General features: G+C 39.3%; 18 protein-coding genes. 13 read left to right on the plus strand and 5 right to left on the minus strand.

The features are described from left to right. Positions 1 to 410: 410 nt before the first annotated feature. Positions 411 to 1,085: a DUF4097 family beta strand repeat-containing protein gene (locus MKY63_RS13770; RefSeq protein WP_094902380.1), complete on the minus strand. Its 675-nt coding sequence runs from the start codon at positions 1,083 to 1,085 to the stop codon at positions 411 to 413. Between the two features lie 231 nt (positions 1,086 to 1,316). On the opposite strand from MKY63_RS13770, the gene MKY63_RS13775 reads away from it, so the two are divergent. Together MKY63_RS13775 and MKY63_RS13780 are read left to right on the plus strand one after the other, a co-directional pair. Continuing rightward, positions 1,317 to 2,111 (plus strand): MerR family transcriptional regulator, encoded by a 795-nt coding sequence (locus MKY63_RS13775; protein WP_052097344.1) that lies wholly within the window; start codon positions 1,317 to 1,319, stop codon positions 2,109 to 2,111. Positions 2,112 to 2,537: 426 nt separating this feature from the next. Next, positions 2,538 to 2,942, plus strand: coding sequence for a GNAT family N-acetyltransferase (locus MKY63_RS13780; RefSeq protein WP_038573410.1), 405 nt, complete (start codon positions 2,538 to 2,540; stop codon positions 2,940 to 2,942). Positions 2,943 to 3,118: 176 nt separating this feature from the next. On the opposite strand, the gene MKY63_RS13785 is transcribed toward MKY63_RS13780, so the two are convergent. Further along, positions 3,119 to 4,321 (minus strand): polysaccharide deacetylase family protein, encoded by a 1,203-nt coding sequence (locus MKY63_RS13785; protein WP_339813198.1) that lies wholly within the window; start codon positions 4,319 to 4,321, stop codon positions 3,119 to 3,121. Between the two features lie 234 nt (positions 4,322 to 4,555). Here MKY63_RS13785 and MKY63_RS13790 point away from each other — a divergent pair, with 234 nt between their 5' ends. Next, positions 4,556 to 5,044: a DUF2199 domain-containing protein gene (locus MKY63_RS13790; protein WP_339813201.1), complete on the plus strand. Its 489-nt coding sequence runs from the start codon at positions 4,556 to 4,558 to the stop codon at positions 5,042 to 5,044. A gap of 466 nt (positions 5,045 to 5,510) precedes the next feature. On the opposite strand, the gene MKY63_RS13795 is transcribed toward MKY63_RS13790, so the two are convergent. Next, positions 5,511 to 6,035, minus strand: coding sequence for a histidine phosphatase family protein (locus MKY63_RS13795; RefSeq protein ID WP_339813204.1), 525 nt, complete (start codon positions 6,033 to 6,035; stop codon positions 5,511 to 5,513). A 49-nt stretch (positions 6,036 to 6,084) separates the two neighbouring features. Beyond that, positions 6,085 to 6,555 (minus strand): tautomerase family protein, encoded by a 471-nt coding sequence (locus tag MKY63_RS13800; RefSeq protein WP_339281450.1) that lies wholly within the window; start codon positions 6,553 to 6,555, stop codon positions 6,085 to 6,087. A 253-nt stretch (positions 6,556 to 6,808) separates the two neighbouring features. Between MKY63_RS13800 and MKY63_RS13805 the strand changes: the two genes are divergently transcribed. The 9 genes from MKY63_RS13805 to MKY63_RS13845 all read left to right on the plus strand — a co-directional run bounded on the left by MKY63_RS13805 (position 6,809) and on the right by MKY63_RS13845 (position 12,476). After that, positions 6,809 to 7,372, plus strand: a complete 564-nt coding sequence (locus tag MKY63_RS13805; protein ID WP_076219066.1) for a PadR family transcriptional regulator — start codon at positions 6,809 to 6,811, stop codon at positions 7,370 to 7,372. Between the two features lie 290 nt (positions 7,373 to 7,662). Further along, positions 7,663 to 7,881: a helix-turn-helix transcriptional regulator gene (locus tag MKY63_RS13810; protein WP_036681352.1), complete on the plus strand. Its 219-nt coding sequence runs from the start codon at positions 7,663 to 7,665 to the stop codon at positions 7,879 to 7,881. Continuing rightward, complete coding sequence (locus tag MKY63_RS13815; protein WP_076296444.1) at positions 7,865 to 8,299, plus strand: hypothetical protein; 435 nt, start codon at positions 7,865 to 7,867, stop codon at positions 8,297 to 8,299. Before MKY63_RS13810 ends, MKY63_RS13815 begins: the two co-directional genes overlap by 17 nt. Before the next feature lie 58 nt (positions 8,300 to 8,357). Then, on the plus strand, positions 8,358 to 8,729 hold the full coding sequence (locus MKY63_RS13820; RefSeq protein ID WP_036681355.1) for an iron chaperone: 372 nt from the start codon (positions 8,358 to 8,360) through the stop codon (positions 8,727 to 8,729). A 249-nt stretch (positions 8,730 to 8,978) separates the two neighbouring features. After that, positions 8,979 to 9,953, plus strand: coding sequence for a phosphotransferase (locus tag MKY63_RS13825; RefSeq protein ID WP_339813208.1), 975 nt, complete (start codon positions 8,979 to 8,981; stop codon positions 9,951 to 9,953). A 16-nt stretch (positions 9,954 to 9,969) separates the two neighbouring features. Beyond that, entirely contained in the window at positions 9,970 to 10,491 is a 522-nt protein-coding gene (locus MKY63_RS13830) for an AAA family ATPase (protein WP_339813211.1), read from the plus strand. 24 nt (positions 10,492 to 10,515) lie between these two features. Continuing rightward, positions 10,516 to 11,379, plus strand: a complete 864-nt coding sequence (locus MKY63_RS13835; RefSeq protein WP_339813214.1) for a hypothetical protein — start codon at positions 10,516 to 10,518, stop codon at positions 11,377 to 11,379. A 41-nt stretch (positions 11,380 to 11,420) separates the two neighbouring features. Continuing rightward, positions 11,421 to 11,921 (plus strand): hypothetical protein, encoded by a 501-nt coding sequence (locus MKY63_RS13840; protein WP_339813217.1) that lies wholly within the window; start codon positions 11,421 to 11,423, stop codon positions 11,919 to 11,921. Positions 11,922 to 11,951: 30 nt separating this feature from the next. Then, positions 11,952 to 12,476, plus strand: a complete 525-nt coding sequence (locus tag MKY63_RS13845) for a hypothetical protein (RefSeq protein WP_339813219.1) — start codon at positions 11,952 to 11,954, stop codon at positions 12,474 to 12,476. A gap of 55 nt (positions 12,477 to 12,531) precedes the next feature. Here the strand turns inward: MKY63_RS13845 and MKY63_RS13850 are convergent, their stop codons facing one another. After that, positions 12,532 to 13,365: an AraC family transcriptional regulator gene (locus MKY63_RS13850; RefSeq protein ID WP_339813222.1), complete on the minus strand. Its 834-nt coding sequence runs from the start codon at positions 13,363 to 13,365 to the stop codon at positions 12,532 to 12,534. Between the two features lie 170 nt (positions 13,366 to 13,535). Here MKY63_RS13850 and MKY63_RS13855 point away from each other — a divergent pair, with 170 nt between their 5' ends. Then, complete coding sequence (locus MKY63_RS13855) at positions 13,536 to 15,587, plus strand: beta-galactosidase (protein ID WP_339813525.1); 2,052 nt, start codon at positions 13,536 to 13,538, stop codon at positions 15,585 to 15,587. The last annotated feature ends 4 nt before the right edge of the window (positions 15,588 to 15,591 follow it).

Consider the following 15,591-nt stretch of genomic DNA (forward strand, 5'->3'; position numbering starts at 1 on the left):
AAGCTAACTGGCAGGATAGTTTAAATATCCAATATACGGTATTATTTAAATTATATCGTTAGTAGTGTTTTTTATATGCATCGGATACATTCATTTCCAAAGGATGGTTCAAAACAGTCAAACAAAATCATGAAGGTATAAGCCGCTGTAATGCGGCTTATACCTTATTTTGATGGAATTCACGATCAAGCTTAATTTTGGCCCTCGGGTACATCATAAGATAATCGATTTACGGGTCGGATTAACAACTTTATCAAGGTGATTTTCCATTACAAGAGGGAGGGATATTGTATCGGTCATAGGCCGGTGGAATAGTCGAAGAGGTACGACCAGAAGTTTCAAAAGTGAAACAGGGGTTATCCCTTTCAATATTGTATTTGACTTCATACGAGCTAATATTTAACTACTGGCTACTCAGAAAATTGTAAGGTAATATCGCCGTTATTTGTATAAGCAGATAATTTTTTTGAACCATTCTCTTTATTGGCAGGCAAATTGCTATCTCCTTTCTTTACCTTGCTTAAGATCGCGAAATCATCATATGACCCTAGAATTGAACCGCTAATATTTCCGTTTTTTGTTTCAAGGGTTATAGCCGTCCCTGCATTCAATTTGTCCAGTTGGATATTTCCGTTATTTATGTTTACTTCCACTGTCCCCAAAAACGCGATTGTTGGGAATACAATACTTTCATTTGATGTTTTTAAAGTCAAATTTTTTAAAGTTGCATCAGGTATCCATACCTGAATAGTTCTGGTTACTTGCGAGCCTTTTCCTCCGATATAGTCATTCCATTCCTTATTACTGTCACTTACCATTGATAGTTCTTTATCATCAGATAGATCAATCTTGTAAAAATCTTTCTCACTTTCATAGTAAACAATATGAATTTGTTCATCTTTAGATTGGAGGATAGTTATTTTTTTGTCCTTTACATCAATTGTTAAGGTATCAATCTTTTGGGCAGGGATGATGTAATTTTTTTCCTCCATGGAAGTGGAGTGGGAGGAGCATCCTGCCAATGATATCAATAGTGTCACCAATATGCCTATAGTAGTTAGTAATTTTTTTGCAGTACTTTTCATTATAAAATGCTCCTTTGTTAAATCATTTTTCTTTTTAATATAGCCAGTCCTACGAATACCAATCCTAAGCTGCTCTGCAAAAAAAATTGCGATATGCAACTAAGCATTAGAGCTAAACATAATGATCTTGAAAAAGTAATAAATTCATTTTTGTATTTCGTTGCGTTTATCAGTCGCATATGTTTTAATCATCATAAACTTTTGTGTTACAAAAAGGTCAAGAGGGTAGATATGAACAACTATTTTACAATTAAGCAAGCAGCAGAAATCGTAGAGATGACCAGTGAGACCTTGCGGCACTATGATCGTATTGGATTAGTCAAGCCATGCCATAAAGATGAATTGTCGGGATATCGATACTATTCCGAGCAGGAGCTCGTAAAGCTGCAAACCATTGAACTGCTCAAAGCAATGGATCTTACTTTAATGGATATTAAAGATATATTGCAGCAGAATGATCTCTCTAAAGTAATTGATTTTCTAAAACAGGCAGAAAAAAGAGCAGACGATAAAATTGCTCGTCTGCAGTATGCAAAATCGAAAATTAAACGTGCCTATCTACATTATGAAAATAAGTTCCACAACGATTATAGTCAAAGTGAAAATTACTTTGTCAGACACATAGAGGAAAGGGTAATTATGTTTTCGAATAAAATGGAAAGCCCCACACTTAAGAATTTATGGGACTATCACAGACATTTCTATCAACAAATTGAGACTTCTCTGCATTCACAATTTCTGTTTGAAGATATGGCGGGAATGTTTACGACTGAAGGAATAACACGGTTATTTGCTGTTTGCTTGAAATATCCGTCTTTAGAGGGGTTAACTGTGCTACCAGAAGGGGACTATCTGTGTGCAAACTGTACCGAAGAGAATAAGAATGCTGTATTACAAAATTTACTTGAAAGGGCAAAGACGGAATACGATGTGTGTCCAGATTTTGTTCTTCATAACATTATTGTGACTGGAATATTGCAGTGGGATTATCAGATACAACTGTTCATTAAGAAAAGCACATGTTAGATTAAAAGTCGCTAATTTAGCGGTTTTTTTTGATTAAGCAATCACGTTTCTTGCCCCAGGCTGAGGACAAGAACGTTATACTTCGCCGATTAGCTAAATATATTTAACTATTGTTCAATGTTATCTATTTAGCTAACTGGCAGATTAACGCTATATGCCTCTTAGGATTTGTATGCTTAAGTGAAAAAAGTATTATCATGAATTCTCTAATGTGAATAAATACAAATTCCACTTCAGTTAATCCATTTTCTATACATATTTTTAATAGTATATTGAGGTAAATAAAGTGATTATTCACTTTGATAAATCCGAAATTTCTTTGTTGGTATTATTTTATGGCTTCGTAAGGATTGCAAAACCATCGAAATATGGGAGTTTAAAACAGATGCTGTGCCGTAGTTAGTTTTATGAAAGGAAGGTATAGGGGTGAGTATTTATTACGCTTCAAGCAAAGAGGATATCACTAAGGATGCACTCCAAGAGTTATTTCTTTCGGTAGAATGGGAGTCTGGCAAGTATCCAAACGAGCTTTTACAAGCAATCGGAGGGTCTCATTCAATTGTTACCGCTTGGGAAGGAGGAAAGCTTGTCGGTTTAATAAATGCTTTGTCAGATGGTGTTTTAACGGTATATTTTCATTATATGCTTATTAATCCGAGTTATCAGAGTATAGGTATAGGAAAGGAAATGATGAATATAATGCTTGATAGATATAAAGGGTGTAAAACCAAAGTATTAATTTCTTATCCGCATGCAGTGGATTTCTATAATAAATTTGGCTTTAATACAGAGGATGGAGCTACACCAATGTTTATCTCAGAGTTGATATGATTAAACTAACGGGTCACGATAATTGAACAATAACAGCGGCAGTCTAATACTTATTTTTTATGAATCTGACGATTTCAGCCACGTGGGTAAAAGAGTCCTCCATGCGTCCGATTATCACTCGCTTGATACCGTTCGTATTCCCTCTGATATCTATGGTACAAAATTTGAGTTATCACTCAAGCCTTGTTCAAGCTGCTGTGTGTCAGTTTCAATGTCCGGCTGCGGTGGTCGTAATGCATCTCTATCCCCAGTGATCTGCTTAGCGGGCCTAACGGAACCATCAATTTTCCATTCCTCAACTGCGGCTGAGTCCCGATAAGAGGGACCTTTCTGGAATTCACAGTCAACTCCATCAGCGGCTCAGTATGCTTCAGCTGTTCTATGGATAAAGCCGCGGTGAGGGTTTCGTCCCCTTCGTTAATCCGCGGTGCGTTCAGATTCGTTCTGGAGCTTAAGCCCTCCCGGGTATTGAATTTCAATTTGATTCCGAGTGAATCGCTTGCATCCAGCAGCTTTTCATTATAGGAACCGTAGGGAAAAGCAATAGCTGAATCCGTATTGCCTAGCTCTTCCTTTAGCCTGCGTTCCGCCAGAGCCAGGTCCCCGGTTACCCTTCTGTAGTATTCTTCATTTAGCTCATTGCGGTTCTCATCATCAATGTACAGCAAGGCACTCGCCGACGGACGGGTACCTCCTTCTGCATCGACAATGCCATAATAATGCAGATTGTACGTATGATTATAGAAGCCCATTCCGGCACGTTTCATCTCCCTCATCTGCTCCCAGGTCAGTTTTGGTACCTTCCGCCCATCCGGGTTATCAACATCAGAAACAATGATGAAGTTAATTGCGGTGTAACCATGCTTTTGCAGAATAGGAAACGCCAGCTTATAAAAGCTCTCATAACCATCATCAAAAGTCAGCAGAACTGCATTATCGGGAACCGGAGCATTCTCCAGCATAAACTGCCGGTATTGCTCCATCGTAATGACCTGAAAGCCCTCCTGCTTCAGCAGCCGCATTTGTTCATCAAACTGTTCTGCGGATAATACACCGGGATAAAGCGATAACGATTCTTCTGTGAGATGATGGTACATGAGTACCGCCACCTGATCTTTGTAGTAAATGCCCTCGGGAAGTGGAGTCTGCTTCTCCCAGCCGATACGGGCATTAAGAACCTGCTCAGCTACGTCTTTAGCAAGCATAAATTCATGATCCGGATTCAGAACATAGGCATCTGTTGTGATCTTGTATCCGTCAACACTGGTGATTTCCAGCTTAGACATAGTTTTATACGTAAGAAGAGCAGACAAGCAGACCATTAGCGATAAAATTACGAGGATATAATATTTTTTTAGTTTTAGTTTGTTTAGTTTCAATGTTTAAGTCTCCCTACATCCTGATTGCATTAATATATATATAACGCTTCAGACACCCAAAAATGTGACAGGGATTCTTGGACAGTTTTTCAGCCGATCAGAGTTGCCCTTTTTATAGAAGTAAAGGGCAGGATAACTCAGTAATTTCGCGAATATTCAAAAGATGGAATTATCACAAAGTTCCCGAATAAGACGTTATAAGAAATCGGCGAGAAACTATAAGGAGCAGAAAACATGAAATGCCCTCACTGTAACAACGAATTAAGTGAACTTCCTTTATGTTACGGAAGTGAAGCACCATATTATTTTTACACTGTACCAGAAGAGAAGAGAACAGAATTAATTAGAGATTTTTGTGTAATTGATGAACAGCATTTCTTTATTAGAGGCCATATTGAAATACCAATAATTGATAGCAAAGAGAAATTTATATGGAGTGTTTGGGTTTCTCTTAGTGAAGAAAACTTTCTGAAGTCTAATGAATTATTGCACGTAGAAGGAAGGGAAACGGAAGAACCTTATTTTGGTTGGTTATCGACTGAACTTTCAATATATCCAATAACTACATTATCGTTAAAGACAATGGTACATACACAAGAGGTTGGTGCTGTTCCGTTAATAGAATTAGAACAAACGAATCATCCACTTGCAGTTGAACAAAGAGAAGGAATTACAATGGGGAGAGTTAAAGAAATTGCACATTTAATAAATCATAGTCAGTAAGAGAAGAATTTGAATGTATAGTCGAAGAAGCTGCCGGCAGATTACTAAATCATATCTACGCCGCTCTCCTTGGTCTGCTAAGTCTAAGACTTTATTTTCTGCTGACAATGACACGTTAGTCCCGATGATGTGAATAATCATCGGGACTTTTTTTATCCAAAAAGGCAAATTTTCGGATGGTATTATACCTGATTGTACGGATTGTTATTTCTTGATTATTTGAATTCCCGCCTGCACCGGGCGAAACAACTGCTTAATCGGTCAACCTGAGATGGAGATACAGGAAATCGTCTTGTCCAAGTTCCCGGACGGCCGGAGAGTGAATTGAAGTATACTTGTAACTAATGCAGCAGCTGACCTAATGAGATTGGGGCAGCTGCTGCATTAGTATGGAAATCTGAAGGACACCGGAGATCTTGGCTAGTCAGAGCTCATTTTTTGAATCAGGAATTTACTCAGGAGAAAATTAGAACTCGTAGGTCTTTAGTTCTCCATTTCTTGAAGCCAGTTTCAGAATATTTCCATCCTCAGGCATCCCTTCAAAATATGCTCTTATTGTGCCTGTTGTACACTGGTGCCCGCATATGAGGATATTGATCTCTTTTCCGCCGTGTTCCGCTTCAAGCTCCTTCATAAACCCAAAGACTCTTGAGACATACTTAGCGACATCTTCAACATACTCGTAAAAGGCTGGATCAGGAATGCCGCCTGCCAGTCTGACATCTTCTTTTTTCAGGCCATCGGCTGTGCCCAAATCAAAGACATTAAGCCGTTCATCGTTGCAGGCTTGCATGCCGGTTGCGATTTCAGCTGTTTGAACAGCTCGTTCCTGTGGTGAGGAGAAGATATAATTAAACTGGATTCCATCGATTTTTTCTTTAAGACTCTCCGCTTGTTGGAATCCGGAGTTATTCAAGGGAAGGCCATTGCGGCCTTGAACTCTCCCTTCTTTGTTAACGTCTGTTTCTCCGTGCCTGATCACATAAAGCATGATTAACCTCCCGATGTATCTATAATTTCTGATTTCCTGGAGCTTTAGATTACGAAAAATTTTGACGGATAGACTCGGCTTTTTCTTTGGTAAAGACACCTGAATCAAGCAGATCTAGTATGGACAATACTCCTCCACGAGAACCCCAGCTGCCTTCATCGATCACTTGGAAGGATACCCACCAGCCTGGAGATGGCTCCTTCATGTCAAGAGCTTGGGTCAAATTAGAAAGTATATTCTGAATAACCTCTTTTCGAACCTCATTTCTCCAGTCGCCGTCCATGACCAGAATGTTTATGAGGATGATATCCCTTTCCGGTGTATCCACTACCAATTTTCCTCCAATACCCATATGTTCGGTGGAGAACTCGGAGAATCGGACCTGGAAACCTTCGCGTGCAGGCGGGCAAAACTGTCCAATCTCTGGAACTAGTACTGCATCTGTCAGTGTTTCCGCAAGAATGCGGCGTTGCTCTAAAGAAATACGGCCTTCCGGATAGTTAACTGCAATCATAGTCATGATGATTCGCTCCTTTTTTTGTAGGCGACATTTAAGAAAATAGTCGGACTTCTAAATGAGCATCCTGCTCATACCTATAATCTAAACGGCTATCAAACCATTGTCAACAAAGATTATTGTAAAAATATATATTATTATAATATATGTGTGAAGTCAGTGTATCTTCAGCAGAAATGTTTTATAATAAACTTGTCAGCTTTACTCGAGGTAGCATTTTGATTTTGGCAGCATTTTCATGGGAGGTAATATTAAAATGGCTTCACTATCGGCAAAAGAGAACACGATGCTTGCCATATTAGGCATTCTTACAATTGGTCCACACACTGGCTACGATATTAAACAGCATATGGAACAAAGCACCCAGTATTTTTGGAAAGAAAATTATGGTCAAATCTATCCAGGTCTAGCTGAGCTTCTGAAAAACAAGGATGTGGCAGTCCGTGTACAGCGCCAGGATGGAAAACCTGATAAAAAAATATACAGCATTACAGAACAGGGGAAGCAACTCTTAAATAATTGGCTCTCCCAACCCATGGAGCACATGGTGATGTTAAAGAAGAACGAATTATTACTAAAGGTTTTTTTTGGAAGTAATACTTCAGCTGATATTATTATCGGGCATATACTGGATCATAAGAAAAAGCTAGAGGAAGCATTACAGATCTTTTTGGGGCTTGAGGAATGGCTTCTAAAGCAAGAAACGGATGACCCCAATATTAAATACTGGCTAATCACAAATGATTATGGGAAAAGACAGTTTAGCAGCCTTATTCATTGGTGTGATGACAGTATCAGTTTGCTTAATAAATCCATTTGAATAATCCTAAAGAACCCACGACAACTGAACTTTTCTTTCATAAGTTTTCGCCCGTAAAACACTCAACGTCACCCCGTACTCCTATAAAGGAGTTAACGAGTGGCGTTTTTTAATGCCCAATTCTACAGATGTAGTATCAACAAGGCGTGCCCTAAATCATTACACCTATAAAGATCACGGGTTAAATTGCAATCAATTTCAGTTGATGGAAAGTTAGCTTTACATACACACTTCAATGTGTTATTCTTACGGAAAGTTAACTTTCCATAATTGCTTCAGGAGGTAAGATATTGAAAAACAGGCTTGAAGAGATTAGAAAAGAAAAAGGTATTAAACAAGAAGAACTAGCGGATAAATTGGAAGTATCCAGGCAAACGATTGGTTCACTTGAAAATGGCCGGTATAACCCATCCATCATTCTTGCATTTAAGATTGCGCGATTTTTTGAAATGAGTATTGAAGATATTTTCATTTACGAGGAGGAGCTGGGTAATGAAAACGGCAAGTAAATGGGTGCTCTTAACAATTGCAGGTGCTATTATGGTTTATATGGGTGGATTTATTTTAATCGACGAGAAGCTAAAAGGAATTTCCGGTTTGCTCATTGGTGTGGGTTCAGTCCTTGCAGTGCTTGGAGTAGGAAATATGGGGTATTCGTTATGGCTTAATAAGCCTCAGAACAAAGTAAAGAATGATGAGAAAGTTAGAATGAGTAAAATTGAGGCTAATGACGAACGGAAAATAAGAATAAGAGAAAAAGCCGGTTGGAAAACTAATATTGTTAACTTTTACATCCTAATGGCTCTAACTGTTGTGTTTAGTTTAATGGGAGTAGATCAAACTGTAGTCACTGTGTTATGTGGTGTTTTTGTTTTTCAAATCTCCTTAGGAATCTTCCTGTTTAATTATTATGCTAAGAGAATGTAATTGGAATGACGTAACATCAATTAGACCATTTGAAAATATTTTTTTAGGAGAGAATGACATGGAAGTATTTGCAGAATATTTAGCGCAAATTGATAACCCGCAACATCGGGAAAGAATGGAAGAAGTTTTGGCTTGGGTAGCTGGAAAATTTACTGATTTAAAGCCAAAAGTTGCGTGGAATCAGCCTATGTTTACCGATCACGAGACTTTTATTATTGGCTTCAGTGTATCCAAACATCATTTGGCGGTTGCCCCTGAAATTGCAGGAATTAATCGTTTTTCTGATGAAATTGTGCAGGCAGGTTATGATCATACCAAGCAGTTATTACGCATCCGATGGGAAAGTCCAGTTGATTTCTCATTACTTGAAAAAATGATCGAGTTTAATATTTTGGATAAGGCAGACTGTTCAACTTTTTGGCGGAAATAAAACGTATTATTTAGCGTTCAATTCATTTTAAGCAAATTTATATGTGGAAGCACCGGAGGACAAGTCACTTTAATACGTGATTTGTCTTTTTTATTTAAATTCTCAGCGTGAAATATTCAATATTTTGGAAGGTGGATGGAATGTTGAAAGCGAATTTATACACGTTAGTTCAACCTGATGAATGCTGAAAAATGGAAGTGAGACAAATGGCTACTGTAGGCGAGAGCCAATTCAGATTGGAGGATGAAAATGCTACTAAACGATGATCAACTATTAGAGCTATTAAGAGGTCAGGGTGTTCCTGAGATTCTTGAGATTAAAAGAACAAAACAAGAAATACGCAATCGAGCAGCACTCAATAAAATAGAAGTGTATACGAAAGACAATAAGGTTTTGTCGTTATTAGAGAAAATCACAAAGTCAGATCATATTCCATATGAAAATATGATTTATAATCATTACTATACCAAGGATGTATCTATTCCGAGAGTCTTTTTTAATAAATATGATACAGTCGGACAAGAGGGGATATTGTTGATGGAAGATCTGACCCCGACACATACCAATTTAGCTGACTGGGAAGTACCTATTGATTCTGATAAATTAGCAAACATTATTGATGTGATCGTACAGTTTCATTCTGCTTCTTGGGGGACAAGCGAGTTAGCTCATCCCGAGCATTTGAAAAGTATAGAGCATTATTTAAAGCATATTTCGTATTTGGAGAGAGACTATCTGGCTTTTAGAAAGCAACAGACTTATAACCTTGGGGAAGAACAGTTTAGTATTTACGAGAAGAGTTTACTTAGCTTGCGTGAAAATGCCCAGAAACATATTAGTCGTATATCCAGATATCAAAATACAACATGCATCCATGGTGATCTAAATGTTGGCAATTTATTATATCCGAAGTTCAGCAGTTCAAGGCCGTGCATCATTGATCTTGAAGCAGTGAAGGTTGGGCTTTGTACGGAGGATCTCGTTATGTTATTTATCCACGATTTGTTTCATGGCAGTGCCGAGACTACACGTATTTTTGATCTGTATTTTCATTCAATTAACAATAAAATCAGGAACGCATACACGTACACACAATTTCTGGAGGACGTTAGATTATCGATTATGGAAGGAATCTTTTTTCCAATAAAGTTATTTGTCCATGAAGGAATTAAGGATGAGGAGCTTATATGGAAGTCGATAAACGCCTATAAGAATCTCGTCTGAAAGGAAGTGGCCCTCGTTGTTTTTTCTTCAGATGTCTGGATACCCCGGATCAGGAAAGTCTTCATTAGCCAGAGTAATAGCGCAGCATACTTCTGCTGTTATTCTTGATCACGACATTGTAAAGTCTTCTCTTATGGAATCACTTGGAGCAAACACTGGGTTCAAGGAAGTTGGAAAAATTTCGTATGACATTGAATGGGCTTTGATAGATTTTCACTTATCTCAAGGTCATAATGTTATACTCGATAGCCCTTGTTTATATTCTGAAATGATAGAGAGAGGATTGAATATGACCCAGAAATATAATGCGGAATATAAATATGTAGAATGTTTATTAAATGACTATGACGAGCTCAATAATAGACTGCGAAATAGAAAAAGAATGATTAGCCAGATTGAAAGAGTGCCTTCTGAAGAGACATTACTTAAAACTATTGAAAATGCTAAAAAGCCCTCTAATGTCAGAATACATATTGTTAATACAAAGGAACCGATTGAATCCTATATTAAAAGTGTCATTGAATACTTAAATGCTTAGCGTAAATTTTGAGGAGGGGAACAGATGGATTTTGAAAAAGCAGCCCATTTCATTTGGACACATGGCAGATTATTAGAAAGAAGGGTTTTTGAATATATTTTCCACGGTGGATCAATAAACAATGTTGTGACTTCTCTAATAGCCTACCAGAACGAAGATGGTGGGTTTGGAAATGCAATAGAGCCAGATTTACGGGCACCTGGTAGTCAGCCACTTTTCATGGAATTTGCACTACGTTTCTTATATGACTGTAACATAAAAGACGAAGAACTCTCTCAAAAAGCATGTGATTATATTTCAAAGCATGCTGACTTAAAAAAAGGGATTCCAACAATATTTCCTTCATCATCGAACTATCCAAGAGCAGAACATTGGAATAACCCTCTTTCTCCAGAGCCATCATTTAGCAGACTTACTGGTCTTGTCGGGCTTCTTAAATGGCAAGGGATAGAACATTCCTGGCTTGATAAAGCGACAGAAATTTGTTTGGAAGATATTCGCGCACAAGCCTATGATGATGCGCATACAATTTTGACTGCATTTTATTTATTGGAAAGCTTACCTCAATCGGATTTTATCAAAGGATTATTTCAAAAATTATCTAAGGAGCTTATTACTGCCAACTTTTTTTGCTTGGATGCCGCATCCCACAGTTATGGACTCTCACCTCTAGAATTTTCGCCATCACCAACTTCTTACTGTAGCAGCATATTTTCTGATGAAACCATTCTTGATCATTTAAAGGTAATAGAATACCAACAGGAGGATGATGGAGGATGGCAGATAAAATGGGAGCCTCCCGGTGAAACAGCGAGGTTGGAATGGAGAGCCTATAAGACGCTAAAGAGTTTGATGATACTAAATTCATACAATAAGATTAATCTATGAGACTATTAAGGAGATAATAAACACTCCAAGGAGAGGAACCTATGAACAAATTAAGGGCAATCATAGTTCCGTTATTCTTAATCTTTTTATTGGGATGTAGTAAGGAGCAAATTAGCGATAATTCAAAAAAAGAATATAGCAAAGCTGAACAATTTATTACCGATATGGGCTATCTGATCATTAGTAATGAAGGAATTGTTTCTGAATATTTATTAGATAAAAAACTGCTGACGGAAATGCCATACATACAATATTGGAGTGTTCAAAGTGTTGATCCAATCGCTTATATAGGTAAGGAAATAACTACAAGTAAGTTCATCGTTAAAAACCACCCCTTAGATAATAAGAAGGATAATACAAAAAAACAAACCCTGATTTTTCTGCTAGAAGCAGACGATCAAGTGATAGGAGGCTATAGTTTTCCTGATTTCGATGAATTACATATGGGTTGGGTTTACACCATTGATGGAAAAACACTCGAAGAATTGACCAGAGAAGCTTTCCCGAAATGGTCAAAGGAGTGGAATTTAAGATATAAATAACGGTTGGGGAGTATTTATAAAGGAGCAGATATGAAAAAACTAATCCTAGTGCTTGTAGCTGTGGTTATTATTTCGAATGCGATATGGAGTTATTTATATTTCAATAAAGAGGTCGAAACAAATTTAAACACTGGTGTTCAAGTATATACGCTTAAGGGTACAGGGGATAGATGGGATGTTTTAGATTACAAAATAATAATTTCATCTAGCAAAATTTTACGGGGACATGGGAAGTTAGTGTTCAAGGGAGACCCAAGCTCTTTAGTGAATAGTAGCTATTATAAGTATGAAGTTAATGAAAAAAACACTAATAATAAGGATGAAACAGTTCTTGTAAATGAAGCTAGGTCAACGGATGGACCCGTTTCAATATTAAGTAACACTGATATCGGGTCTATAACTGGTCCATATTTATATGACGAATTAAATAAAAATAGACAAAATTATGAAAATACCACTTTATCTATTACATGGAATGATAATGAAGGGGAGCTTCATTCCGAAACAATAAGTCTAGATATTGAGAGTGAAATTTCTCTTAAGGATGATCTTTAAGGGTGATAAATCCAAGAGACTAAGATTGAATCTCTACGGACTGAAGGAAGATCCTCTACGCCCCAAAAGCCTGCCGGTACTTCACAGGAGACATGCCTTCAAACCTTCTGAACACTTTAATGAAATAGCTGGACTGGGCAAAACCGGACTGAGTCGCAACCTGAGCAATGGAGAGTCCTGTGGAAACCAGTAAAAGCTTGGCTTTAGCCAGCCGACAATCGGTTAAATAACGGTTTGGAGTTTTGCCCATAACCACCCGGAACAGCCTTAGAAAATGATAGCTGCTGTACCCGGTCAATCTTGCCATCGATTCAAGAGACCAAGGGCTGGCACATTCGACATGAATGATATCTGCAGCACTGCGGATGGACTGCCTAACCTCGTGCGGTACTGAGCCGTGAAGCGGCTCGGAGTTCTGCAGCAAGTTTACTAGAAGCTCATACAGCAGAGCAGATAGTCTTGGCTCGCTACGGGTCACGTAGGAAGCACTCAGTAGGTACATTTCCTCGAATAGCTCGTCCAGCTTAGCATCCAAATCAAAAGTGAACAGGTATGCACGAGACTGGTCCACTTCTTCTAATAAGGGAAGGACAATTTCAGTGTTAAAATGAACCCAGCAGACATCCCAAGGCTCGCCTGGGTCAGAGCCGTATTGCTGATAAGCCCCTTTGGGGTACAGAAAACCTCGTCCTCTACTCATCGGAATACGTTCGCCCTCATGGAATACATAACCCTCCCCACCAAAGATCAAATGCAGGTTATAACTCCCCAGAAACCCTTCGCTTCTTCTCTCTGTATGTTGTGGAAAGTGAGTGTAATGTCCCAAAAATTCAGGATAACAGACATATTTTGAAAAAGCCGGTGTCGGCAAATACCATTGTTTCTTCATGTTTGGCAGCACCCATTTCTGTAGCGCAACAGAGCGCAAGTTGGATTAAGGCAATGAACGCAAGATTGTTATATAATAGCAATATTTTGTTATATAAGACCTCTTATCATTGATACTACAATAGAATTATATAATATTGAAAGCATATTTTTAATACTTTGGAGGTAATGATGAAGAAACCTGTCGCAACTGAAAAATTCGAGCTTGGCGTCTGTTATTATCCGGAGCACTGGCCAGAAAACATGTGGGAGGACGATTATCGCCGGATGCGTGAACTCGGCTTTACGATCATTCGGATGGGGGAGTTTGCTTGGTCTATTTTTGAACCGGCAGAAGGGCAGTTTCAGTTCGGGCTCTTTGATCGGGCGATTGATTTAGCACATAAATATGGTCTTCAGGTCGTACTTGGTACTCCGACGGCGACGCCTCCAGCTTGGTTGACTGATAAGTATCCCGAAGTTTTAAATGTAACCTACGAAGGTGTTACACTTCAGCATGGCATGCGCCGTCATTATAATTACAGCAGTCCTAAATACCGGGAACTGTGTGCGCGTATTGCAGAACAAATGGCTGAACATTACGGCAATCATCCGGGTGTAGTTGGCTGGCAAATTGATAATGAGCTCAACTGTGAGATCAGTGAATTTTATTCGGAGAGTGACCATAAGGCTTTCCGGGAATGGCTACAGCAGAAATATGTTACACTTGAGCATTTGAACGAGGCTTGGGGAGCTGTTTTTTGGAATCAAAGCTATAGTGACTGGTCTCAGGTCTATCTTCCACGTCCGACTCCAGTACCGAAGCAACCCAATCCTCATCAGGCATTGGATGAAAAACGGTTTATTTCGGACAATACAATTTCTTTTGCCAAAAACCAAGCGGATATCATCCGTAAACTTGCCCCTAAGCAGTGGGTAACCACGAACGGTCTGTTCGGGCATCTGGATAGCCATGAAATGACGGATGAACTGTTGGATTTCTTCAGCTATGATTCCTATCCTCAGTTCTCTACTATTTTTTATGACCCGAATGAGCGGAATCCGCTGAATGATAGAGGCTGGGGACTGTCGTTATCTGTTGTTCGTTCGATATCCCCGAATTTCTGTATTATGGAGCAGCAGTCGGGCCCGGGTGGCTGGGTGAACCGGATGGATATGCCTTCTCCAAAGCCCGGGCAGATGCGGTTATGGACTTATCAGTCGATCGCTCATGGAGCAGATATGGTGTTATATTTCCGCTGGCGGACAGCTACGATGGGCAATGAAATTTATTGGCATGGAATCAATGACTATCATAATCAGCCTAACCGGAGAGTGCGGGAAGCGGGGCAGATCGGTCAGGAGCTGGCAGCAGCAGGTCAAGCGTTTGTCGGTACTCGTAATCAGGCTAACATTGCTATTGTTCGTGATTATGACAATGAGTGGGATGGAGAATACGATGTTTGGCATGGCCCGTTTATGTGGAAGAGCAATAAGGAGTGGTACAAGGCGCTTCAACGGAAGCATATCCCGAATGACGTACTCTATTTACGCAAAAAAACAACGCTGGAGGAGCTTGCAAGGTACGACGTGCTTATCTATCCTCACCCAGCGATTATGACAGATGAGACAGCAGCACTGCTGGATGAATATGTTCAGCAAGGCGGCAAACTGATCTTCGGCTGTAGAACTGGGTATAAGGATGAGCGGGGTCAATGTTATATGCGTCCTTTCCCAGGTGCTGCTAAGGATCTATGCGGGATCACAGTTGAAGAATTCACAATGGTTAAGGGCAGTCGTCAGCCAACAACAATTAGCTGGTCGGGCGCGGCCGAAGTCGTTACGGGAGCAGATGACTTTAATGATATTCTCAAAATAGAGGAAGCTTCGGTTGAAGTGATGGCGGTTTACGCTTCTGATTATTATGCGGGAAAACCGGCGGTAACTAGAAATCGTCGCGGCAAGGGTGAGGTTTGGTATTACGGAGCCGTATTTAATGAACAGGCAGCGGCTGAGATCATAAATTTAATGGATCTACAATCGCCAGCAGATTGGCTGGAGCTCCCAGAAGAGGTAGAGCTGCAAGTCCGTACCGGAGCTTCTTCCAGTTATGCTTTTTTGCTTAATTATAGTGAGACTCCTGTCACGATCCATCTTCGTGAGACCAAAACAGATTTACTGAGCGGCACAACATTGTCGGGCGAGGTGCTTCTGGAAGGATTTGGGGTATTGGTGTTAAACTAACGTA

The sequence above is a fragment of the Paenibacillus sp. FSL R7-0189 genome (assembly GCF_037969925.1).
Lineage (GTDB): Bacteria > Bacillota > Bacilli > Paenibacillales > Paenibacillaceae > Paenibacillus_AQ > Paenibacillus_AQ odorifer.

Coding starts and splice junctions, on each gene's coding strand:
- MKY63_RS13815 (WP_076296444.1), top strand. CDS start 7,865: ATGAAAACGGCAAGTAAATGGGTGCTCTTAACAATTGCAGGTGCTATT.
- MKY63_RS13770 (WP_094902380.1), bottom strand. CDS start 1,085: ATGAAAAGTACTGCAAAAAAATTACTAACTACTATAGGCATATTGGTG.
- MKY63_RS13790 (WP_339813201.1), top strand. CDS start 4,556: ATGAAATGCCCTCACTGTAACAACGAATTAAGTGAACTTCCTTTATGT.
- MKY63_RS13820 (WP_036681355.1), top strand. CDS start 8,358: ATGGAAGTATTTGCAGAATATTTAGCGCAAATTGATAACCCGCAACAT.
- MKY63_RS13825 (WP_339813208.1), top strand. CDS start 8,979: ATGCTACTAAACGATGATCAACTATTAGAGCTATTAAGAGGTCAGGGT.
- MKY63_RS13775 (WP_052097344.1), top strand. CDS start 1,317: ATGAACAACTATTTTACAATTAAGCAAGCAGCAGAAATCGTAGAGATG.
- MKY63_RS13850 (WP_339813222.1), bottom strand. CDS start 13,365: ATGAAGAAACAATGGTATTTGCCGACACCGGCTTTTTCAAAATATGTC.
- MKY63_RS13835 (WP_339813214.1), top strand. CDS start 10,516: ATGGATTTTGAAAAAGCAGCCCATTTCATTTGGACACATGGCAGATTA.
- MKY63_RS13805 (WP_076219066.1), top strand. CDS start 6,809: ATGGCTTCACTATCGGCAAAAGAGAACACGATGCTTGCCATATTAGGC.
- MKY63_RS13795 (WP_339813204.1), bottom strand. CDS start 6,035: ATGCTTTATGTGATCAGGCACGGAGAAACAGACGTTAACAAAGAAGGG.
- MKY63_RS13845 (WP_339813219.1), top strand. CDS start 11,952: ATGAAAAAACTAATCCTAGTGCTTGTAGCTGTGGTTATTATTTCGAAT.
- MKY63_RS13855 (WP_339813525.1), top strand. CDS start 13,536: ATGAAGAAACCTGTCGCAACTGAAAAATTCGAGCTTGGCGTCTGTTAT.
- MKY63_RS13840 (WP_339813217.1), top strand. CDS start 11,421: ATGAACAAATTAAGGGCAATCATAGTTCCGTTATTCTTAATCTTTTTA.
- MKY63_RS13800 (WP_339281450.1), bottom strand. CDS start 6,555: ATGACTATGATTGCAGTTAACTATCCGGAAGGCCGTATTTCTTTAGAG.